Source organism: Rothia halotolerans (assembly GCF_004136635.1).
Taxonomy (GTDB): domain Bacteria; phylum Actinomycetota; class Actinomycetes; order Actinomycetales; family Micrococcaceae; genus Rothia; species Rothia halotolerans.
Window position 1 is genome coordinate 724,832 of sequence record NZ_NOIU01000002.1, and the last position, 18,681, is coordinate 743,512.

Sequence of the window (18,681 nt, forward strand, 5' to 3'; positions counted from 1 at the left end):
CGGTACGACGCCGGCGGGTCGCGGGTTCGGAGGGCGACGCCGGCGGTCCGCGGGTCGGCCCGCTGGGTCGCGGGCCGGCCCCGCTCAGACCTCCGGCAGCGCCTCCCCCGCCCACGGGTAGGAGGCCTGCGCGCCCTTCGAGCGGACCGCCGCGGCGCCCACCCTGACCGCCAGGCGGCTGGCCTCCTCGAGCCCCTCGCCGCGGGCGAGGCCCACGGCGAGCGCGCCCACGAACGCGTCGCCCGCGCCCGTGGTGTCCTTGGCGACGACCCGCGGGGAGGGGACGGCGGCCTCGGTCCCCGGCCCGCTGACGAGCGCGCCGGCGGCCCCGCGGGTCATCACCACCGAGGGGACGCCTGCCCCGCGCAGGGCGCGGACCACCGCGGCGTCGTCCACCCCGGAGTCGCCGCAGCCCAGCGCGCGCAGGGCCAGCCGGGCCTCGTACTCGTTGACCACCAGCGGGTCCGCGGCGCGCAGGGTGCCGGGGGCGACGTCGACCACGGGCGCGAGGTTCAGCAGGAACCGCACGCCCTCGGCGCGCGCCGCCTCGCCCAGGGCGTCCAGCACGGGGGCGGGGATCTCGCCCTGGCAGACGAGGACCCCGCTGCGGCCCAGCGCTTCGGCCAGCCCCGCCGCGTCCCGCACGGACCAGGAGCCGTTGGCCCCCGGGACGACCACGATGCTGTTCTCCCCGGACCGGTCCACGGTGACGACCGCCAGCCCCGTCTCCCGGCGGGGGTCCGCCGAGGTCCAGGTGAGGTCCACCCCGCAGTCCCGCAGCAGGGAGAGCGCCTGCTCGGCGGTCTCGTCGGCGCCCACCCGGGCTGCCAGGGCCACGTCCCCGCCGAGCCGGGCGGCCGCGACCGCCTGGTTGGCGCCCTTGCCGCCGGGAGAGCGGCTCGAGGAGCCGCCCGGCACGGTCTCCCCGGGCGAGGGGTGCCTGCCGACGCTCAGGGAGAGGTCCAGGTTGACGGAGCCCACCACGAGGATCCGCTCGGGGGTCTCGCGGGTCGGGGCCCGATGCCGCGTGTCTGTCATGCCGGTACCGCCGATCCGAGGTAGCGCTGGGGGTTGTCCGTGATCAGGGAGCGGGCCTGGACGCGGTCGACCCCGCGCTCCACCAGCTTCTCCAGGAAGACGGTCGGGACGAGGAGGAAGCCGTTGCCGCCGAGCGTGCTCCACATCTGCTTCAGGAAGAGGTCGTGGCTGAGGAGGATCTGAGGGCCGTAGCCGCGGTCCACCAGGCCGGCGACGGCGTCGGCGGTCGCGTCGAGGGAGGGTGAGACCCCCTCGCCGGGGAAGGAGACCTCCAGGCCGATCATGTCGAACTCGAGCCACACGCCGCGGTCCAGCAGGCTGCGCTGGTAGTCGACGTCGGCGCCGGAGGGGTCGCTGTGCGCCAGGGAGACCTTCGCCGGCTCGGCCCCCATCTCCTCCAGCACGACGTCGAGCACCTCGTGCCCGCGCCGCTGCCAGCCGGGCATGTGGATGTTCAGGGCGGTGCCCCGCGAGGCGCTCTGGGCCATCCCGGCGGCCCGGAGGGAGGCCCGCTCCCCGGCGGTGAACTCCGGCGAGACGCCGGCCTCGCCGATCATGCCGGCCCGGATGCCCGTGGATCCCACGCCCTCGCGCAGCTCCTCGAGCATCAGCGCCGCGATCTCCTCCACCGAACGGGCGGTGATCCGCTCCCCCTCGAACTTCTCGAGGTAGGAGCCGGTGGACATCACCACGTGCGCGCCGGTCCGCTCGGACAGCCCGCGCAGCGCCCGCGGGTCGCGGCCGATGGCCGGGGACCCCGTGGCGTCGACGATGGTCCGGCCTCCCGCCGCCAGGAAGGCGGAGACCTCCCCCGCCACGCTCTCGGGGTCCTTGGGCGCGACGTTGTCCGCGCAGCAGTACGGGTCCTGCTTCAGCGCCCACTGACGCCCCGCCGTGACGGCCGCCCCCGCGAGGGGGCGGCTGAACGGATAGGAGGGCTCGGCGACGCATCCGGTCAGGTCGTTGAAGAGGTGCTCGTGCGGCAGGACGACGCCGAGCTCCTCGGCCGGCACCTCGCCGGCGACGGTCGTGACCGTGGGCCTGCGCTCGCTCACCGGGCGCCTCCTCTCTCCTCGACGTCGACGCCGGCACCGCCGTCGTCGATCCCGGCGTCGGCCCCGATGGCCCCCTGGGCGTCCGCCGGCCCCGCGGAGGGACGCGAGCGGACGTGCTTCGAGGGGATCATCGCGATGCCGGAGGCGATCAGCGCGACCAGCGCGCCGAGGACCGTGACCACATGCACCGTGCCCATCCCCGGGATCAGCGAGTCGATGAGGATCGACCCGATGAGCTGACCCGCCGTGGAGGCCAGGGCGAGCAGCAGCAGGCCCAGCCTCCGGACGAGCAGGGCCATCAGCGCGATCGAGGCCAGGCCCAGCGGCCCGCCCAGGTACATCCACCAGGTGTCCGGCAGCGAGAAGGTCGCCGCGCCGAGCAGGAGCCGGACGACGAGCACCAGCGTCAGGGCCATGAACCCGATGAGGAAGTTCCAGGTGATCGCGACCAGCATCGACTCGGAGAGCCGCCCGACGTTCGAGTTCCCGGCCGGCTGCCACCCGGCGAGGAGCCCGCCCACGAAGGGCAGCACCACGAGCGCCAGAGCGTGCGGCACCTCGAAGCTCGGCGAGACCACCAGCACGGTCGCGGCGACCGCGAGCACCGCCCCGCCGATGCGGAAGGCGCTGAGGGCCTGCTTGAAGCGCACGCCGATCCCCAGCCGGTCGCAGACCACGCCCGAGATCACCATGCCGGAGATCAGCGCGGTCTGGAAGGTCGCGACCCCCAGCAGGTCGGCGGAGACGCCCTCGGAGAGGACGATGACGGCGCCGGAGAGCCCGGCGAAGAAGTTCGGCCACGGGATCGCCCCGCGCCGCAGCTGCCCGGGCAGCGCGAGGAAGGCGCTGCGGGTCCGCCGCCGCGGCAGCACGATCAGCAGCATCAGGATCAGCCCCGTGCCGAAGGAGACGACCGAGGCGAGGTGCCCGTCGCCGAGGTCGGTGCCCAGGCGGCCGTTCACGGCGGACTGCATGGGGCTCAGGGTCCCGGCCAGGACGGTCAGGAGAGCGAAGACGCCCACCGAGGCGGTCCGCACGGCCGGGGGACGGTCATGGACGACGCGTGTGTCGGCGGCCATGGGTCACTCCTCGCCCGCGGGGCCCGCGAGCCAGGTGACGGCCTGGTCGAACAGGGCGCCGTAGCCGGCCCAGTCCATGAACTCCGTGGGAGCCCAGTGGGGGGAGATGTCCGAGGTGAAGGCGAGGGTCCGGCCCTCCCCCTCGGTGCGCACGGCGAGCAGGGGGTCGCCCTCGACCTCGGCCAGCAGCGTCGCGTCCTCCTTCAGGCCCAGCTGCTGGTAGCCGAGCAGGATCGGCCATTCCCGGTCCAGTCCCCGGGTGACGGGGTGCCCGGGCTCGGTGACGGTGCCGCAGACGCCCTGCGGCGACTCGACGCGGTCGTCCCAGCGGGGGATGCTCACGGGCAGGATCTCCTCGATCGCGGTGCCGGAGTAGCCGGCCATCGCGCGGAAGCCCTGGAAGGAGAGGTAGCCGCCGGCCATCATCAGGCCGCCGCCGTCCCGGACCCAGTCCCGGAGCAGATGCAGGCGGTTCGGCGCCGGGCGGCCCTGGTCGAAGACCCGCGGGGGCAGCAGCAGCGTGTTCGCGCCGATGTCGGAGAGGAGGACGACGTCGTACGGCTCGAGCTCCTCGCGGGTCAGCGGGAAGAACTCCGCGACGTCGTGGGAGCGCAGGTGGGTGGCCTCGTGGCCGCGCTCGCGCAGCGCCTCGAGCAGCCGTGCGCAACCGATGTTCACCTGTGTGTGCGGGAACGGGTCGTAGCCCTTGTGGTCGATGGTCGCGCTGACCCATGATTCGCCCGCCAGGAGGACTTTTGCCATGTGGGAAACTCCTTTGTCTCATGGTCCCTATTTTGCGCAAAAGATGCGCAAAAGGATGTGCGTCACACTTTAGGCGTGTCGGAGGAAGCGCGCAAGGGCCGCCGCGTATCGTGTGGTTCGACCGTGTGGAGGCGAGGGGAAGAGCCATGTCGATATCTGCCGTTGCGCGACATGCGGAGCTGTCCGTCTCCACCGTGTCCCGCTTCCTCCGGGGCGAGCTGCGCGTCAGCGCCCGGACCGAGGAGAGGATCCGGGCGGCGATGGAGGCCACCGGCTACCGGGCCCGCCCGCAGCCGGGCCGGACGGTCGCGCTGATCGTCCCCGAGCTCTCCAACCCGTACTTCTCCCAGCTCGCGCAGGAGTTCGCCGACGTCGCCGCGGGGCGCGACGTCGAGGTGCAGATCCTCGTCTCGGGCGGCCACGAGGCGCGCGAGCGGTCGCTGCTCGGCAAGGCGGTCGCCTCGAGCGAGGTGAGCGCCGTCGTCTTCGTCTCGATGTCCGGCTCCGCCGAGGTCCTGGAGACCGTCCCCCGGAACACCCCGCTGGTGGTCTTCGACGAGCGGATGGAGGACGACGCCGGGGCCACCCGCCCCTTCGCCGGCGCGGACAACCTCGGCGGCGCCTACCAGGCCACCGCGTACCTGCTGAGCAACGGGCACCGGCGGATCGCCCACCTGGGCGGGCCGGGGGCGCTGGACTCCGCCCGGCAGCGCCTGCGCGGCTACCGCCAGGCGCTGCAGGACCACGGGCTGGCGATCGACCCGCACCTCGTCTTCGAGGGCCCCTACTCCGAGGCCTTCGGCGCGAGCGTCCTCCCCCGGCTGCTCCGGCTCAGGGACCGCCCGACGGCGGTCTTCGCCGGCAGCGACATCATGGCGGTGGGCCTGGCCGCCGCCGCGCCGATGCACGGCCTGAGCATCCCCGCGGACCTCTCGCTCATCGGCTTCGACGGCATCGAGGTGGGATCCTGGATCACGCCCCGGCTGAGCACCGTGGTCCAGCCCTACGAGCAGCTCGCCCAGCGGGCCCTGGACCACGTCGAGGCCGCCTGGACGGGCCGGACGGTGAACCCGGGGCTGCTGCCGATGCAGGTGAGGATCGCGGAGTCGGTGGGGCGGCCGCCGGCGGAGGGGTGAGGGCTCACCTCAACCCCGATCGCCGGCCAGCATGCCGAAGACGAGCGTGTCCGTCCACTCGCCCTTGCTCCACCAGTCCTGACGCAGGTGGGCCTCCTGGCGCATGCCGACCCGGCGGGCCAGCCGGGCCGAGGCGAGGTTGCGTGCGTCCATCTGCGCCGCGACCCGATGGACGCCGTAGTGATCGAAGGCCAGGCCGAGAACGGCCCCGACCGCCTCGCTCGCCAGCCCCCGGCCGCCGTGAGCCGGATCGAGCACCCAGCCCATCTCTGCGACGCGGTGCTCCCGGTCCGTGAACCAGAGCAGGACGTCGCCGACGGGGACTCCCTGATGCTCGACGACGAGGTTCAGCGATCCGCTGCTGCCGTCCAGGTCGGTCCTGCGCCTCCGCTCCGCGTTCTTCTCCCGGGCCATCGCGGCGGTCCACGGGTCATCGAGCAGGTGCCTGGCCACGTCCGGACGGGAGCAGACGCGGTGCATCCACGCGGCGTCGGACTCCCGGTGCGGTCGCAGGACCAGCCGTTCGGTGCGGAGGGGAAGCCGAGGCGATGTCATCACCGCTCACCCTATCGGCCCCGCTCCGCCGGCGAGAGGGACGGCGCTGCCCGCGCCCCGGGAAGGTACCGTATACCCATGAACACACCCTCTTCCGAGCCTGCGGCCGAGGAAACGAGCAGATGACGACGCCGGACCGGCCTGAGATCTACTCGGCCGACGTCGAAATGCAGCTCGGGGCGTTCATCGATCAGCACCGGCAGATGCTGACGGCCTGCCTGGACGGTCTCACCGAGGAGGAAGCCCGCGCCCGGATGGTGCCCGTCCAAGACCACGCTGCTCGGGATCCTGAAGCACGCGATCTTCGTCGAACGAGTCTGGTTCGAGGAGGCCCGGACGGGACGGTCCCGAGCGGAGACCGGGCTGCCCGCGGGACCGGACGAATCCTTCGACCTGAACGAGGCGGATTCCATCGAGTCCGTCAGGGCCGAGTTCCTGGCCGTCTGCGCGAGGTCCCGCGAAACCGTGCGCCATGCAGCCTCGGATGAGCTGTGGAACGGCAACCGGAGAGGAGCGCTCACTCTTCGCTGGATCGAGCTCCACGTCCTGCGCGAGCATGCCCAGCATTGCGGCCATGCGGACATCCTGCGGGAGCAGGTCCTGAGCTCGCGTCGGTGAAGGACACCGGCCGGGAAGCACCAGATGGGTCGGGGGGGGTAACTCGATGCCACGATCACCGCGAAACCTGGACTGTGGACACGGGGGCACAGCCCCGGGGGCGTCCCTGCACGACCGCGCGGATGGACCGTGTTGGTGTGGAGGGATGAATTGGAAGATGCTGCTCTACGACCTGTGCGCTCCCCTGTTCGTGACGGTGCTGATGATGTGGTTCGTGATGGGAGCGATCGACTACGGAGGCGCGCTTCGGGTGGTGGTGCTGATAGTCGGCGGAGTCGCCTGGTGCGCCTCGGTGGCGGGGTTCGTGGGGGCTTGGCGTGCTGGAAAGTATCGGCGGCCGGACGGCGAGCCGGATGAGTCATAGCTCAGGGACCATCCACATGTGTCGCTGAAGCGCGGGGCACGACCTCGGAGCGCCGTCGACCTCATCGAGGCATACAGGGCGGCGGCGTCCTCCGGGCCCTGTTCCGCCACACCGGAAGCCTCATCGCGTCCGCTCTTTCTTCATCAGACCCCTAGACATCCCCCACCGCCCCGGCAGTAGCGTGGGATACGCAACACTGATGCACGATCGGTAAAGGAGCAGCACATCATGGGACTTCTCGACAAAGCCAAGGACGCGGCCGACAACGGCAAGGGTGAAGAGATCAGCGACTCCGGCATCGACAAGGCCAAGAACTCCGCCTCGGAGAAGACCGGGGAGAAGTTCGACGATCAGATCGACAAAGGCGCGGAAGCGGCCGATAAGCACGTCGGCAACGAATAGACGGCGCATGCCTTCAGTCGGCTGAAACGGCCCTCAGGCAACATGCCGACTCCAGGAGTGGAGGCCCCGAGATATCTCGGGGCCTCCACTCATGCGCCGGCCAAGGCATCTAGCCGGTCATCTCGGCGATCACCGATTGTAGTAATCGATCGTGGAAGTCCATGTCTTGTCCTTGGGGGGATTCTTGAAGACCTTCGCGCACCCGTCGACCACCACACGGAGGTTCTGCACTCGCAGGTCCTTGGCGATGCTGTTGGTCGTGTTGTTGCATTCCTTGAAGGTCGTCGCGTAGACGAACACCGAGTTCAGCTCATAGTCCGTCGTGACCTTGGCCTGCGCGGGGGTGGCGACGGCCAGAGAGCCCATAGCCAGTGCCGCCGCAGCCGCAGCCGTTTTGAATGCCTTGCGTCCCATCTCGATCAACCGCACTTCCGTCATAGTCGTGATACTCATCACCTAATAAGTAAGTACACTTGCATACCTGAACTCCGAGGGCAACCCTTTCCACACAGGTTGCGGAGGGAAGGCCGGAAACTCTTCTAGGACGGACCGAGCACCCAGGTCAACCCGCTTCCCACCAGTAGGATCACTCCACCGGCCCCCACCCACCATGGCCACCAGCGGCGCTCGGGCTCGGGTGCGGGAAAGTCGAAGATATCGGCGTGGTGTACTTCGTACTCGGCGGGAAAACCTCTGGAGTCCCTCTCTTCCGGCCGATCAACCAATGGCCGCCTCCCCATTCATGGGAGGAGGCTCTGCAGAGCACCGATGAAGAGCAATTGTCCACATGCTCAGAACGGTATCGGTGGCACTTGAATGAGATGCGAACAGCCGATGTCCTTTCCGCGGAATCGGGGCGACGTTCGACGCCGTCCTCTCCACCCGACGTCGTCCCCTTATGCAGCCCAGGGCGGCGATAAGCATGGAGCGACCCCAGAGGTTCTGCCCACGCTGATCCGATACGTTCTCAGAGTTTACTCAGGAAGAACCCGCGGAAACTCCCAGGAACAGTCCCCCTATCATGAGGCACATGCCCATTCTCAGAGTCGAAATACGAGCCACTGACCGCATCGAGTCCAAACGGATCTTCGATCTGTATACGAGCGGGAAACGGCACCCTCCCCTGGACGAGGAAGTCATCGAAGAGGTCTGGAGACAGGGGAAGACCCCTCTGGGACCGCCGAAGTTCATGGGCCTCTCCCACGCAGAACCCATCTCGTACAAGTTCGACGTGAACATAGACTCATTGGTGGAGGGGCCGAATTAGCAGATCTTCCGCCTTCACCCTGACATAATTCCGGCAAGGACCAGAAATGGATGATAATTCACAACTCGAAAACACCCTTGAGTACCGCTGCAATAGATCCCAGTATGGCGATAACGAGGACCCCGATTCGTGCGATCCTTTGATTTATATATTGGCTGGTCAAATGCCCCACCGTCATACCGCCCAAAGCAGTACAGGTCAGTGTAATCCAAGCTATCCAGGGGAGATCAGGCACCCCTCTGGCCATCAACGATAAGACATTGATTCCCGCGAAGACCAGTTGCACGGTCGCGACGAATTCAAGGTGCCCCCATCGCACCGCCTGCGCATAGAGAACCATCGGAGGGCCGCCCAACGCGGCCGTGCTGGTCATGAACCCAGTGAGGGCTCCGGCTAATCCTGTGCCGGCTCGACCCCCAAAAACCTTGGTCCGCTGCAAGAGTTTCGTCGAGAGGAGCGCTCCCAGCGTGATACCTCCCACGATGATCAGTAGCCATGCCGCGGGGACCATCCGAGCGATGACGGCACCTGGCACCAACCCGACGACCGAGGCAGCTAACAAGATCGCGGCTCGCTGGTAGTCGATATACCCTCGCAGCATGACCGCGCTTACCACACATACTGCTAATCCGATGATCAACAGGACCTGGATACCGACTGTTGCACCAAGGATCAAAACCAATAACGGTGAAGCGACAAGTGCTAGCCCTGTCCCGGCAACCCGCTGAACTAGAGAACCGAGAAACAGTACTGCAGCTGCGGACACGACAAGCATCGGTTCCATGAGACCTCCCTGATATCAGGATTAGCACATCCACGCCTGATGACTGGGAAAGGAGTGCAGGTCGGCACTCGCTGCCTCTGAAGGGACGCAAGAGGTGTCTGCCCTTCAGACCCCCCGGCGGGCAGGCGTTGCCGCAGCCCATGGTGATCGCGACGTCGGAGTCCTGCACCGTTTCGCTCGTCAGAGCCTTGCTGCCTCGAGGCGATGTCGATTTCTGCCTCGAGCATTGCCTCGACGGCGATCGGGTTGATCTCATCGGCAGGCATCGACCCTGCGGAGCGGACCTCGATACGATCACCGGCCAGATGGCGCAGGAAGCCCGCCGCCATCTGGGAACGCCCGGCGTTGTGAATGCAGACGAAGAGGACGGAGGGCTTGTCATCGGTCGTTGAAGAACCCTTCCAGAATCAGTGGCGGGTGAGGGAATCGAGCACAGAGCCGAAAAGGGTATCGACTGCGTCGCGGCGAGAGAGTGCGATGCGGTAGTGGACCCAGGTGCCGCGGCGATCGGAGACCAGCCATCCGGTCTCCTTGAGGATCCGCAAATGGTGGGAAACTGTCGGCTGAGTCACCTCGGCGAGCTCGGCGAGGTCGCACACGCAGCACTCTCCGCGCGGGTCGGACGCTACAGCCGAAAGTATTCTCAGCCGCAGCGGGTCGGCCAAGGCCTTGAGCGCCGTCGCCGATGTCGTAGCGTCCTCCGGCGCGATCGAGCAGGTGGCGACCGGGGCACAGGTCTCAGTCTCGGGGGCAGGGACTGCTGCGGTCATCGTGCGCTCACCTCGGAGGGGGCGGTGCGGAACCAGGCCTTGGCGACCCAGAGGGAGACGTAGACAAGGCCGACGAGCACGGGCACTTCGATGAGCGGGCCGACGACTCCGGCCAGGGCCTGGCCGGACGCGGCCCCGAAGGTGCCGATGGCGACGGCGATGGCGAGTTCGAAATTGTTGCCCGCGGCGGTAAAGGCGAGGGACGTGGACCGCGCGTATCCGAGGCCGATTCCCTTGCCGAGCAGCATCCCGGCCAGCCACATGATCGCAAAGTACACGAGCAGCGGCAGCGCGACCCGGGCGACGTCGAGCGGGTTCGAGGTGATCGCCTCCCCCTGCAGGGCGAAGAGCAGCACGATCGTGAACAGCAGCCCGTACAGCGCCCAAGGGCCAACGACCGGCAGGAACTTCTCCTCGTACCAGGAGCGGCCTCGGCGCTTCTCGCCGATCCAGCGCGAGATGAGACCAGCGACGAGCGGCACGCCGAGGAACACCAGCACGTTCAGCGCGATCTGCCAGACCGAGATGTCCAACCCCTGGGCGTCCAGACCCAGCCAACCGGGCAGGACGGTCAGGTAGAACCAGCCGAGGAAGGAGAACATCACGACCTGGAAGACGGAGTTGAGCGCGACGAGCACCGCGGTCGCCTCCCGGTCACCGCAGGCCAGATCGTTCCAGATCACCACCATCGCGATGCACCGCGCAAGGCCCACGATGATCAGCCCCGTCCGGTACTCGGGCAGATCGGGGAGGAAGAGCCACGCGAGGGCGAACATCACTGCGGGACCTGCGAGCCAATTCAGCACCAGCGATGAGCCCAGCAGTTTCTTGTCGCCGGTCACCGCGGCGACCCGGTCGTAGCGGACCTTTGCGAGTACCGGGTACATCATCACCAGCAGTCCGAGCCCGATCGGCACCGAGATGCCCGCGATTTCGAGCCTGCCGAGCAGATCCGAGAGAGCAGGGATGAAACGGCCGAGCAGGAGGCCCGTGATCATCGCGAGACCGATCCACAGGGGCAGCCACTTGTCGAGAGTGGAGAGCCTCTTCGGTGATGTACGGGGAGTGGGAGCAGCGGCAACGGTCATGCGGGCAGCACCTCGACCTTCTCGGCAATCGCCGGCGTCGTGCGTGCGCCGCTGAAAGCGGCGATCGAGACGGTATTCGCGTCAGCCTCGCCCGTGACGACCTCCACCCCGCCGGCGAGCTGGTCGGGCGGTGGTATGAGCTGACGAGACGGTCCGGACCACGTGGTCCGGACATCCAGCACGACCGGCAGATCCGATTCGAGCACTTCATGACGGAAGGTTGCGCTGGCGAAGTGAGAGACGGCGCTCATGCAGAGTCTCCAAGGGTTAGTGATTCGGTGTGCTTCTATATTGAAGTTTTTCGAATCAATGAGGCAAGCTCGGCCGTATTCCGGCACCGGATGCTCATCAGGGTTCACGGTGGCGAGCTCGGATGCCGGCCAGCGAAAAGTGCACTCTCTGACAACCGGGGCTACCAGTATTCAGGCACAATCCATAGGTCGCCCTTATCGACCTCTGGTCCGAAGAGTCCATCATCAGGGATGAACGATGAGCGGGCCGACGAGTGCCGAAAATAGAAAACCCCGCCCCAACCGGGCATAGTGCCTAGTCAGAACGGGGCTGTAGTCGGTGCCCCAGGAGGGAGTCGAACCCCCGACCAAGAGATTCTAGCTAGGGTCATTCTGTTGGGTTCCGCTGGGCTAGTATCCGTTGATTTCACGGCTATCCATCCAGCCTTCACGTAAGTGAGGGTGCCGATGAGTACCCTTCGATATCACTGTTTCTGTTGGGTAAGTGTTGGGCAAATCTCTTACACCTGGTTGGTGTTTTTAGCTTCCCGAGCCAGCTCGCTGAGCTTGATGTAGTAACCCATACACGCTCGAGTGGCTGATACCAAGAAGATCACGGCGGCCAATAGCAGTACCAGGTACATCAAGGAATTGGCCGAGGCTTCAGCCGCGCCACTACCATCCCAGTTATTAAAGATGACGGTGAACCAGGCTGCATACACCGACAACAACAGACCAAGCACAACAATGAGCGCGTTGAGTCCAGACGACCAGGCATGCATCAGACTAATCCTAGTGGCGAGTTCAGCCTCTGATTGGCCCTTGTACTCTTCATACTTCGCTTTACCGAATCGTGCCATACAACCGATCTTCTCAGACGGAACACCAGTGCTACGGAGGATCTGCACCCGCGTGTCACAGCATGAACCCCCAGGAGGATCCCTACTAGACTGGCTGCATGAGTGAACTTCCTAAAAGAGTCCCTGGCTCGACAAACACTGCGGCATTCCCTTATGCAGCGGGCGATGAGTTCGCCGGATCAACGATCAAGGCAGTGGCAAGCGGGATGAACTATACGCTTACGCTCGCCGATGGACGCAAGGCCACATACTCGCCCAGCGGTGTCACACGGATGGAATGGGCCCTTGTTAGCTCAACACCGTCATCCCCGAACTGACGATTGCCTCCATGCCGCAGTAGGCAACCCTGAAAATCTGCCGTCACGGAAGAGGGCTTAAGAATTTCAGGTAGATTTAATTATTAGAATCCAACACGCTTCCGCATTGCATCGTAAATCAAATTCAAAGCGGCGGCGTTACCCTCGTTGATTCGATTCAGGAAGATACGCCCGATTTCTTCGCCACCAGCAGATACTTGGACTGTCGCCATTCCAGGCCACTCATCCCATTCAGTTGCATGGAGTTCAGAAACCGACGGTGCGTCAATTATGGAAAAATCAATATCATCAATTCTCAATACTCGCAGATAAGAATTCTTATCTTTTCCATGATCCCCCGATTCTGTGGCCGTTGCAACCACTATCCCGGAATTGGTAAAGCCAATAAGCCTTACGCCATCCTGGACGAGGAGGACACTCAAAGCTTCATAGTGTTCGCCATGCGAGACTGACCCCAATAGCTCGACACATTTAGCCAGAAGATGGTTTTGCTGACTTCCTGGATAAATATCATTTGAGCTGGACATGGAATCTTTCGCCTGCCGCATCAAACGTTTCACATCGTTTTCTATCTTGTTGCCCACCGATCAACCTTCCCGAATTTACGCCGCATAAGTCGAATAACGACTCTATGACCAGTCTACGACATCAACGATAGACTCAAGATCTGTTACCTAGCGGAAAGCCCCAGTTCCGGGGTGAGAGAGAGCAGTATGCCGTGGGGGGCACCTTTGGGCCCGGGGAGGGGCATCCCCCACCCCTTGAAGCCAGCATCCGTCACGACCCACCAGAACCTCTCTGTGTTGGGTCTCCCGGGGGGAGGTGCCGGTCTAACACCGGCCCCGAGGGCCAGGCACACGAAAAGGCCACGGCCAGGGCCCGTGAGCGGGGTCCTGGCCGCGGCCGTGTGGCGGGGCTGTTAGGCCCCGACGGTGACCGTTGCGAGGCGGTCCGGGTACTGCACCGCCCACCCAATGTGCCAGATCAGCCGCAAGGCAATCAGGTCAGAGCTAAACTGTTCGTGTTCAGACTGAGCTACCTTGACCGGTCCGGCAACCGACGAGATGGCGGATCGGTCGAGGATGAGCATCTGCTCTTCGGGAACCGATGCGTTCGTCAGAACGGGAATTCCGAACAGCTTCCTATCCTGATCCTCTGTTCCTGCGCCAAGCAGAGATGCATAGGAGTTCTCAGCAGTCTTCAGATTCCGCAGCTTTCCCCACGCGAGGGGATTGGCGATGATGTGCGTCGGCTGTGCACCGTTGGCTTCAACCTGAGCCAAGGCGTCTGCGAGAGGATCCAAGCTGGTGGTGATGTTGCCGCCTTCAACCATGCCTGCAGTCTCGGTGATACCTGACAGTCGGTAGTTGGGGTCAGTGCTGGGGAACCCGTTGAGGAAGGCGGTGTCCGCTGCTCGGGTGACTGCGCGCTGGGACCACTGCGAGAGGAGCTGTGCGTTGCTTCCGCTGTCCCACATTTCTCGGGAGATGTGGGACAGCTGGGTCAGTTTCCGCACACTGACCACGGTCTCTGCCACAGGCGGCTGGTAGACCGCCAGGTTCTTTCCCTCGGGGGTGAATACGGGGCTGCTGTTGTCCGCGGGGTTGAGAGTGACCTGTCGGTCATCGCGGATCCAGGGGATGCGCACGGCAGGTGCGTCCCCTTCGAGGGTCGTATTCACTATGGTCGAGGCCAGCATGAGCAGTGCTTCGGGGACTGCTTCACTAGGCTGGAAGTGCACCTCATCGGGGGCGAAGCCCTTCGGGGAATTGGTCGTTGTACTATTTTCGTAGGCCATTTTCTGCCTTACCTTTCCGGTGGCAGACGATATGAGTGTGCCACCGATAGAACAAGAATTAAGAGTGTTCTTGCGGTGGCCGCTGGCCGGTCCGTCAATGCCCCACGGGGGCTTGAAGTCTAGGTATAGAAATAGAGCGCCTGGCCCCGGTGACTAAACCTATGTTCAGTATACCGGGGCCGGCGTCTTTGATGCTAGTTGTTAGTGGTTCGGAGTAAAGGCGTTGGCCAGGCTATTACGCCTTCCTTCGGGCGGGGTTTCCCTTCCCAGGGAATGGTCAATGGAGTTCTTCAATCCGAAGTCTTTCCGGATTTCCTGCATGCGGTCCCGGATCTTCTGCGTATCCAGTGCCCCGTCGTCGGTGAAGAATTCACTCGGGCCGTCGGACATTTGCCAGAACAGTTTCGGAGTCATGCCCGTCACCTGCGTTTCGACCAGGGCGGCCTGTACTTGGTCCCGCTGGGTAGTGACGGATTCAAGCTTCGCTTCGGTCTCGCGTAGCTGCGTGCGGTACTTCGCGGCCTCCCGGTTAGCCTTGGAGTTCTTGCCCGCCTCCTGTTCTTCCTCCGCGTCCGGCTGCTGGTCTTCCTGGTCCTGCCCGGCCGGTGCGGGGGTCGTGTCTTCCTGGGGCTCCTGATCGGTGGCCACGTGCTCAGGGACCTCCTGCGCCGGTGTGGGGGCCTGCTCGGGGTCCTGCGGCTCCTGGTCCGGGTCCTGCTCGTGGGGAGTGTTCTGCGGTGTCATGGGTGGGTTCCTGTCTTATTCCGTGATGTTGGGGTCGTTGAGTTCGTCCCAGGTCCAGCCGAGGATCTCGGGGGAGACGGCGAGCTTGCCGGGGTATTCGGAGCCGGGGATGTAGGTGTAGAGGTCTCCGTCGTCGCTGATGACTTTCGCCGTGGCGGTGCGGAAGTTGATGTTGTGGCCGCTGTGTTGAAGCAGTTCGAGGACGGTTTGCTTATCGGGTCGGTTCGGCATTCTCGGTGTCCTTCGTATTGGGGCCCTGCTGGGCTTGGGTCTTCCAGTAGTGGAGTTCGTGCTGCAGCCGGGTATTCTCCCGGCGCAGTAGGGCGATGATGGTTGCCGGGTCAGGCCGCGGCTTCGGTGGGTTGTACTGGTAGCCGCTCATGCGCTGCCCGCCTGGTTCTCGGCAAGGTCGATCATCCGATCCGCGACCTGATGAACCTCGGACAGGGCGATGGTGACGACGTTCTTGTGAATCCGATCGAACAAGACCAGCGCGGGGGTCTGGTCGGTCTCGCAGAGGTACCCCAGGCGGACGGTGCAGCTGTTATGCGGCGTGGCGGTCATGGTCGGTGCCTTTCTGCTGGGCTTCGTAGACATCGGCCATGGCCGTGGCCACGGAGATGATCTGGTCGGTGGGGATGAACGCTTTGATGTATTGCCCGGACATGATGACCAGTCCGGGGATGGGGTTGGTGTGCGGGTCCCAGGTGTAGGGCTTGACCCGGAGGCGGTGCTGGAGCTGGCTCACGCCGCGTCTCCCTTCTGATGTGCCCACTGCTTTTCGAAGCGGGCGAAGCGTGAACTGATGTCGAGGTGGTGGGCGCATTGGTCTGCGCCTTCTACGGTGGGCAGATCGCATTCGGCCCGGCGGCAGAGCTGTGAAGGTGCCACGTCATGTAGCGAAGGTGCCGAAGGTGCCACGTTCTGGGATGCAGGCACCTTCGTGGCACCTTCGGGATCAGGTGCCGTAGGTGCCACCGGTCCCTGTGTGCTGGCACCTTCGGCACCTTGGGCACCTTCGGCGGTTTCGGTGGCACCTTCGGGGTCGATCTGCCACACCCACCCGGCACCGAAGGAAGACTTCACCGACAGGATCCGAGGGTTCTTGGATCGTGAGCGGGCCTTCTTCAACTCGTCCTTGGAGAAGCCCTCCGCGAGTCCGGCCTTGATCACATCCCCTGCCTTGGCCTCGTGAGCGTCGGTGTTCTTCAGGAAGTCGTAGACGAATCCCTGAGCGGCGTTGCGGTCATCTTCATCGGCTTCGGTCATCACATCCCGGTTGATCAGATCCGAGACGGTCAGATCTGAGGCCCCGAGGAATCGGACTTTCCCGACGTTGGCGTTACCGTCATCGGTGGGGACATCCACGGACTCCAAGGCGAACTTCCACGATCCGCACCCGGTGCCGTAGTTGTTCTTGTCCTGGGTCATGATCCGTTCCCCGCTATCGGGATCGGAGGCGAAGGCCAAGTAGGACCGGGTGAGGTCACGCCAGGCGTGGGAGCCGGAGAGCTTCGCGCCGATGCTTCCCGCGCCTTTGCCGAAGTGATTGATCAAGATGATGGCAAGATCCTTCTCCTGGGCCAGGGCCATCAGCGGTTCGTAGGACCGGCGAACGTCTTGGACCTTGTTCATGTCCCCATCCATCAGCGAGGGTGCGGGGTCGATGATGACCATACGTGCTCCGGTCTGGTCCACGGCTTCGCGGAGGAGATCCAGGTCCACCGGGAACCTCAGTTCTCGCTCATTGGTGAAGGAGTCGGTGATGGTGGCTGCCTGAACCTGGGCGACGCGGGCAAGGTCGGCGCCGGCGGCGATCAGTCGCGGGACCATGACCGTGGGCCAGTCGTCTTCGGGCCCGAAGATGATCACCGTGTGTTTGGTGCCGTAGAGGTCTCCGGGCAGTTCCCCGCGGGTCAGTTGGGCGGCGAGGTCGAGCATGAATGTGGACTTTCCTTCGCCACCGGCTCCGGCGGCGATGGTCCCGGTGGCCAGGGGGATTACTCCCTGGTGTTCCGGTGCCCACAGCCAGCGCTGTCGGTGCGGGGTGATCATGTGGGCGTAGGTGATCCGAAGCTCCCTGCGGGCTTCGGTCTGAGTCTCTGCCAAGGTGTGGCTCCTTCCCCATAGGTAAGGGATTCAACGATGAGAGGCGGGTAGGGGCCGGGCCGGGACACGACCCGTTGTGGGGAGTGTCCCGGCCCGTGCCGGAGGGGTGTTTGGTTATGCAGCGTGCCGGTTCTGCTCGCGTGTCGGATCGGAGAGATTCAGGCGCTGGTGGAACAGGTCCGGCGGCGGCGGGCCGAGGTACTTTCCGAAGTCCGCGGCCCGCGCCGTGGCGTAGTCGTCCATGGCGGTGCCGTAGATGCTCTTGCCCTGCGCGACCCCGACCACGGTCCCGGTCAGGAACGCTGCCCGGATCGCCGGGTCAGGATGGTTTAGGCAGGCCGCGGCGTGGGCCAGGTGCTCGGCATCGAGGTTCTCGGAGAAGTCCACGACATCACTCCGCCTCGCGATCACCGGTGGCGAGCCGGGTTTCCTGGATGAGCATCCAGGACATGAGCTGCCCGATGACCGCCCGAACCTCTTGGATATCGGCGTCGTGGATGTTCAGGTCCACGTTCAGCATCGGTTCAGGTCCGACGCCGGGGATGATCTCGACCGCGCACTGCAGGAACTCTGCGTTGACCTCGTCCGCGGCGTAGATCTCGCCTTCGATGAGCTGCCGGTATCGGCGGTCACCGGGAAGGACGGGGCGGAAGCGAGTGGGGATGGTGTTCATGCTGCGGCCCTCCCGTGGTTCTCACCGAACACGGTCCACGTGTTCACTGCGGCGAGGAACTGGTAGACCTCTTCGCAGTAATCTTCGGCGTCGAGGTAGCTCATGTCCGTGAAGTGCTCGAAGGAGTACTCCACCTCGAGGTCAGAGGCAGGTCCCGTATCGAGGATGAACGCGGTGACGGCCTCGTTCTCGGAGCAGGGTCCCCAGTAGAGTCCGGTGGGGCCGCCGGTGATGGGGTCGATTTCGCAGGTGAAGTTGGCGGGGATGAGCGGGTTGCGAGTAGGCTGGTGAGTCATAGCGGACTCCTTCTTGTACTTGTTGGATTGAGTTTCGTTGTTCTGAACGGTCATCGCGCTGATGTTTGGCGACAGTGCGCGGTGGCCGTTTTTCTGTGCGCTCGGGGTGGTGGTCATCGGAGCACCACCTTCGCGAGGTCTTCGGCGAGAAGACGGTTGGTCGCCGTCTCGCCGGTTTCATCCTGGTAGTCGATCACCGGTCCCAGCTCGGGATCCTGGACGATCCGGGCGACCTCCAGACTGAGCATGAGCTGCGCGAACTCGACCTCGAGATTCCCCTTCTTAAACTGTCGTGTCAGACGAGCAGCCCGGGAAGCTGACATGGGCTGCCCGGCCTGTTCGGCAAGCGCGAGGAAGGCGTCCCTGACACGGGCTTTATGGGTGTCGCGGGTAATGAGCACGGAGATCTCCCCTTCGGTTGTGCCCTGGCGTGGTGACCAGTGGCGGGATCAAGCGGCCGAGTCCTCCATGAGGGTTTCTTCCCATGCGATGACATCCGAGAGACGGAACCTCACGAACTTGTTGTTGATCTTCATTGCTTTGGGCCCGTAGCCCTGCACCCTCCAGGACTTGACCGTCTGAAGCGCGACCCCTTCGCGATCTGCGAGGTCCTGCATGGTGAGGTGACGGTCCCCCATCTCAAGCGCGGTAGCTGACTCCGGCAACGTCTTCGACATGCTGCCCCTTCTTCCTTGGTTCACTGCAACACAGTTTCGGCTTGACTGTGTTCCGGTGA

The 18,681-nt window shown here is 64.9% G+C and carries 27 protein-coding genes and 2 pseudogenes; 5 read left to right on the plus strand and 24 right to left on the minus strand.

The genetic code is table 11. The annotated features are described in order from the left end of the window. Positions 1-84: 84 nt before the first annotated feature. From EWV39_RS08295 to EWV39_RS08310, 4 genes are read right to left on the minus strand one after another with little or no spacing between them, the layout of a single operon-like run. Complete coding sequence (locus EWV39_RS08295) at positions 85-1,038, minus strand: ribokinase (RefSeq protein ID WP_129658541.1); 954 nt, start codon at positions 1,036-1,038, stop codon at positions 85-87. Further along, positions 1,035-2,093: a phosphotriesterase family protein gene (locus EWV39_RS08300; RefSeq protein WP_238148186.1), complete on the minus strand. Its 1,059-nt coding sequence runs from the start codon at positions 2,091-2,093 to the stop codon at positions 1,035-1,037. Before EWV39_RS08300 ends, EWV39_RS08295 begins: the two co-directional genes overlap by 4 nt. Further along, positions 2,090-3,172 carry a DMT family transporter gene (locus EWV39_RS08305; protein ID WP_129658543.1) on the minus strand — a complete coding sequence of 361 codons (1,083 nt, stop codon included), beginning with the start codon at positions 3,170-3,172 and terminating at the stop codon, positions 2,090-2,092. The genes EWV39_RS08300 and EWV39_RS08305 overlap by 4 nt, the downstream gene beginning before the upstream one ends. Before the next feature lie 3 nt (positions 3,173-3,175). Then, positions 3,176-3,934, minus strand: a complete 759-nt coding sequence (locus EWV39_RS08310) for a glutamine amidotransferase (protein ID WP_129658545.1) — start codon at positions 3,932-3,934, stop codon at positions 3,176-3,178. 146 nt (positions 3,935-4,080) lie between these two features. Here EWV39_RS08310 and EWV39_RS08315 point away from each other — a divergent pair, with 146 nt between their 5' ends. Beyond that, positions 4,081-5,070 carry a LacI family DNA-binding transcriptional regulator gene (locus tag EWV39_RS08315; RefSeq protein WP_165313234.1) on the plus strand — a complete coding sequence of 330 codons (990 nt, stop codon included), beginning with the start codon at positions 4,081-4,083 and terminating at the stop codon, positions 5,068-5,070. A gap of 9 nt (positions 5,071-5,079) precedes the next feature. Here the strand turns inward: EWV39_RS08315 and EWV39_RS08320 are convergent, their stop codons facing one another. Further along, complete coding sequence (locus EWV39_RS08320) at positions 5,080-5,625, minus strand: GNAT family N-acetyltransferase (RefSeq protein WP_129658549.1); 546 nt, start codon at positions 5,623-5,625, stop codon at positions 5,080-5,082. Positions 5,626-5,792: 167 nt separating this feature from the next. Between EWV39_RS08320 and EWV39_RS14310 the strand changes: the two are divergent. The 3 genes and pseudogenes from EWV39_RS14310 to EWV39_RS08335 all read left to right on the plus strand — a co-directional run bounded on the left by EWV39_RS14310 (position 5,793) and on the right by EWV39_RS08335 (position 7,009). Next, a pseudogene (locus EWV39_RS14310) lies at positions 5,793-6,243 on the plus strand (DinB family protein). Between the two features lie 157 nt (positions 6,244-6,400). Then, positions 6,401-6,607, plus strand: coding sequence for a hypothetical protein (locus tag EWV39_RS08330; protein ID WP_129658551.1), 207 nt, complete (start codon positions 6,401-6,403; stop codon positions 6,605-6,607). Positions 6,608-6,835: 228 nt separating this feature from the next. Next, the gene (locus EWV39_RS08335) at positions 6,836-7,009 is read left to right on the plus strand and encodes an antitoxin (RefSeq protein WP_129658553.1); all 174 of its coding nucleotides are present in this window, start codon (positions 6,836-6,838) and stop codon (positions 7,007-7,009) included. 129 nt (positions 7,010-7,138) lie between these two features. Here the strand turns inward: EWV39_RS08335 and EWV39_RS08340 are convergent, their stop codons facing one another. Next, on the minus strand, positions 7,139-7,447 hold the full coding sequence (locus tag EWV39_RS08340) for a hypothetical protein (RefSeq protein ID WP_129658555.1): 309 nt from the start codon (positions 7,445-7,447) through the stop codon (positions 7,139-7,141). Positions 7,448-8,039: 592 nt separating this feature from the next. On the opposite strand from EWV39_RS08340, the gene EWV39_RS08345 reads away from it, so the two are divergent. After that, complete coding sequence (locus EWV39_RS08345) at positions 8,040-8,276, plus strand: hypothetical protein (protein ID WP_129658557.1); 237 nt, start codon at positions 8,040-8,042, stop codon at positions 8,274-8,276. A gap of 58 nt (positions 8,277-8,334) precedes the next feature. Here EWV39_RS08345 and EWV39_RS08350 read toward each other — a convergent pair whose 3' ends face one another. From EWV39_RS08350 to EWV39_RS08435, 18 genes and pseudogenes are all read right to left on the minus strand, one after another. Continuing rightward, positions 8,335-9,060: a sulfite exporter TauE/SafE family protein gene (locus EWV39_RS08350; RefSeq protein ID WP_129658559.1), complete on the minus strand. Its 726-nt coding sequence runs from the start codon at positions 9,058-9,060 to the stop codon at positions 8,335-8,337. 118 nt (positions 9,061-9,178) lie between these two features. Next, a pseudogene (locus EWV39_RS08355) lies at positions 9,179-9,389 on the minus strand (arsenate reductase/protein-tyrosine-phosphatase family protein); the annotation flags it as partial. Positions 9,390-9,467: 78 nt separating this feature from the next. Continuing rightward, positions 9,468-9,830, minus strand: coding sequence for an ArsR/SmtB family transcription factor (locus EWV39_RS08360; RefSeq protein ID WP_129658561.1), 363 nt, complete (start codon positions 9,828-9,830; stop codon positions 9,468-9,470). Then, the gene (gene arsB / locus EWV39_RS08365; protein ID WP_129658563.1) at positions 9,827-10,918 is read right to left on the minus strand and encodes an ACR3 family arsenite efflux transporter; all 1,092 of its coding nucleotides are present in this window, start codon (positions 10,916-10,918) and stop codon (positions 9,827-9,829) included. The genes EWV39_RS08360 and arsB overlap by 4 nt, the downstream gene beginning before the upstream one ends. Beyond that, on the minus strand, positions 10,915-11,169 hold the full coding sequence (locus EWV39_RS08370) for a YbbN family protein (RefSeq protein WP_129658565.1): 255 nt from the start codon (positions 11,167-11,169) through the stop codon (positions 10,915-10,917). The genes arsB and EWV39_RS08370 overlap by 4 nt, the downstream gene beginning before the upstream one ends. A gap of 500 nt (positions 11,170-11,669) precedes the next feature. Next, positions 11,670-12,008, minus strand: coding sequence for a hypothetical protein (locus EWV39_RS08375; RefSeq protein WP_129658567.1), 339 nt, complete (start codon positions 12,006-12,008; stop codon positions 11,670-11,672). A 400-nt stretch (positions 12,009-12,408) separates the two neighbouring features. After that, the gene (locus EWV39_RS08380) at positions 12,409-12,909 is read right to left on the minus strand and encodes a hypothetical protein (protein WP_129658569.1); all 501 of its coding nucleotides are present in this window, start codon (positions 12,907-12,909) and stop codon (positions 12,409-12,411) included. A gap of 335 nt (positions 12,910-13,244) precedes the next feature. Further along, positions 13,245-14,123, minus strand: a complete 879-nt coding sequence (locus tag EWV39_RS08385) for a phage major capsid protein (RefSeq protein WP_129658571.1) — start codon at positions 14,121-14,123, stop codon at positions 13,245-13,247. A gap of 201 nt (positions 14,124-14,324) precedes the next feature. Then, a complete protein-coding gene (locus tag EWV39_RS08390; RefSeq protein ID WP_129658573.1) occupies positions 14,325-14,867 on the minus strand; it encodes a flagellar biosynthesis protein FlhF in 543 nt (180 codons plus the stop codon). A 15-nt stretch (positions 14,868-14,882) separates the two neighbouring features. Continuing rightward, positions 14,883-15,098, minus strand: a complete 216-nt coding sequence (locus EWV39_RS08395; protein WP_129658575.1) for a hypothetical protein — start codon at positions 15,096-15,098, stop codon at positions 14,883-14,885. 147 nt (positions 15,099-15,245) lie between these two features. After that, entirely contained in the window at positions 15,246-15,431 is a 186-nt protein-coding gene (locus EWV39_RS08400) for a hypothetical protein (RefSeq protein ID WP_129658576.1), read from the minus strand. Then, positions 15,412-15,615 carry a hypothetical protein gene (locus EWV39_RS08405; RefSeq protein ID WP_129658578.1) on the minus strand — a complete coding sequence of 68 codons (204 nt, stop codon included), beginning with the start codon at positions 15,613-15,615 and terminating at the stop codon, positions 15,412-15,414. Before EWV39_RS08405 ends, EWV39_RS08400 begins: the two co-directional genes overlap by 20 nt. Next, entirely contained in the window at positions 15,612-16,976 is a 1,365-nt protein-coding gene (locus EWV39_RS08410) for an AAA family ATPase (protein ID WP_129658580.1), read from the minus strand. The genes EWV39_RS08405 and EWV39_RS08410 overlap by 4 nt, the downstream gene beginning before the upstream one ends. Before the next feature lie 114 nt (positions 16,977-17,090). Continuing rightward, the gene (locus EWV39_RS08415) at positions 17,091-17,363 is read right to left on the minus strand and encodes a hypothetical protein (protein ID WP_129658582.1); all 273 of its coding nucleotides are present in this window, start codon (positions 17,361-17,363) and stop codon (positions 17,091-17,093) included. Positions 17,364-17,367: 4 nt separating this feature from the next. Further along, on the minus strand, positions 17,368-17,649 hold the full coding sequence (locus EWV39_RS08420; RefSeq protein WP_129658584.1) for a hypothetical protein: 282 nt from the start codon (positions 17,647-17,649) through the stop codon (positions 17,368-17,370). Then, positions 17,646-18,062 (minus strand): hypothetical protein, encoded by a 417-nt coding sequence (locus tag EWV39_RS08425; protein WP_129658586.1) that lies wholly within the window; start codon positions 18,060-18,062, stop codon positions 17,646-17,648. Before EWV39_RS08425 ends, EWV39_RS08420 begins: the two co-directional genes overlap by 4 nt. Beyond that, complete coding sequence (locus EWV39_RS08430; protein ID WP_129658588.1) at positions 18,059-18,346, minus strand: hypothetical protein; 288 nt, start codon at positions 18,344-18,346, stop codon at positions 18,059-18,061. The genes EWV39_RS08425 and EWV39_RS08430 overlap by 4 nt, the downstream gene beginning before the upstream one ends. A gap of 48 nt (positions 18,347-18,394) precedes the next feature. Next, on the minus strand, positions 18,395-18,622 hold the full coding sequence (locus tag EWV39_RS08435) for a helix-turn-helix transcriptional regulator (RefSeq protein WP_202864911.1): 228 nt from the start codon (positions 18,620-18,622) through the stop codon (positions 18,395-18,397). Between the last annotated feature and the right edge of the window lie 59 nt (positions 18,623-18,681).

What these genes read in the sequence shown, in the direction of transcription:
- EWV39_RS08435 (WP_202864911.1), bottom strand. Translation starts at nt 18,622, where the DNA reads ATGTCGAAGACGTTGCCGGAGTCAGCTACCGCGCTTGAGATGGGGGAC.
- EWV39_RS08425 (WP_129658586.1), bottom strand. Translation starts at nt 18,062, where the DNA reads ATGACCACCACCCCGAGCGCACAGAAAAACGGCCACCGCGCACTGTCG.
- EWV39_RS08360 (WP_129658561.1), bottom strand. Translation starts at nt 9,830, where the DNA reads ATGACCGCAGCAGTCCCTGCCCCCGAGACTGAGACCTGTGCCCCGGTC.
- arsB (WP_129658563.1), bottom strand. Translation starts at nt 10,918, where the DNA reads ATGACCGTTGCCGCTGCTCCCACTCCCCGTACATCACCGAAGAGGCTC.
- EWV39_RS08370 (WP_129658565.1), bottom strand. Translation starts at nt 11,169, where the DNA reads ATGAGCGCCGTCTCTCACTTCGCCAGCGCAACCTTCCGTCATGAAGTG.
- EWV39_RS08320 (WP_129658549.1), bottom strand. Translation starts at nt 5,625, where the DNA reads ATGACATCGCCTCGGCTTCCCCTCCGCACCGAACGGCTGGTCCTGCGA.
- EWV39_RS08400 (WP_129658576.1), bottom strand. Translation starts at nt 15,431, where the DNA reads ATGACCGCCACGCCGCATAACAGCTGCACCGTCCGCCTGGGGTACCTC.
- EWV39_RS08350 (WP_129658559.1), bottom strand. Translation starts at nt 9,060, where the DNA reads ATGGAACCGATGCTTGTCGTGTCCGCAGCTGCAGTACTGTTTCTCGGT.
- EWV39_RS08385 (WP_129658571.1), bottom strand. Translation starts at nt 14,123, where the DNA reads ATGGCCTACGAAAATAGTACAACGACCAATTCCCCGAAGGGCTTCGCC.
- EWV39_RS08335 (WP_129658553.1), top strand. Translation starts at nt 6,836, where the DNA reads ATGGGACTTCTCGACAAAGCCAAGGACGCGGCCGACAACGGCAAGGGT.
- EWV39_RS08330 (WP_129658551.1), top strand. Translation starts at nt 6,401, where the DNA reads ATGCTGCTCTACGACCTGTGCGCTCCCCTGTTCGTGACGGTGCTGATG.
- EWV39_RS08305 (WP_129658543.1), bottom strand. Translation starts at nt 3,172, where the DNA reads ATGGCCGCCGACACACGCGTCGTCCATGACCGTCCCCCGGCCGTGCGG.
- EWV39_RS08345 (WP_129658557.1), top strand. Translation starts at nt 8,040, where the DNA reads ATGCCCATTCTCAGAGTCGAAATACGAGCCACTGACCGCATCGAGTCC.
- EWV39_RS08420 (WP_129658584.1), bottom strand. Translation starts at nt 17,649, where the DNA reads ATGAACACCATCCCCACTCGCTTCCGCCCCGTCCTTCCCGGTGACCGC.
- EWV39_RS08315 (WP_165313234.1), top strand. Translation starts at nt 4,081, where the DNA reads ATGTCGATATCTGCCGTTGCGCGACATGCGGAGCTGTCCGTCTCCACC.
- EWV39_RS08395 (WP_129658575.1), bottom strand. Translation starts at nt 15,098, where the DNA reads ATGCCGAACCGACCCGATAAGCAAACCGTCCTCGAACTGCTTCAACAC.
- EWV39_RS08310 (WP_129658545.1), bottom strand. Translation starts at nt 3,934, where the DNA reads ATGGCAAAAGTCCTCCTGGCGGGCGAATCATGGGTCAGCGCGACCATC.
- EWV39_RS08340 (WP_129658555.1), bottom strand. Translation starts at nt 7,447, where the DNA reads ATGACGGAAGTGCGGTTGATCGAGATGGGACGCAAGGCATTCAAAACG.
- EWV39_RS08375 (WP_129658567.1), bottom strand. Translation starts at nt 12,008, where the DNA reads ATGGCACGATTCGGTAAAGCGAAGTATGAAGAGTACAAGGGCCAATCA.
- EWV39_RS08390 (WP_129658573.1), bottom strand. Translation starts at nt 14,867, where the DNA reads ATGACACCGCAGAACACTCCCCACGAGCAGGACCCGGACCAGGAGCCG.
- EWV39_RS08295 (WP_129658541.1), bottom strand. Translation starts at nt 1,038, where the DNA reads ATGACAGACACGCGGCATCGGGCCCCGACCCGCGAGACCCCCGAGCGG.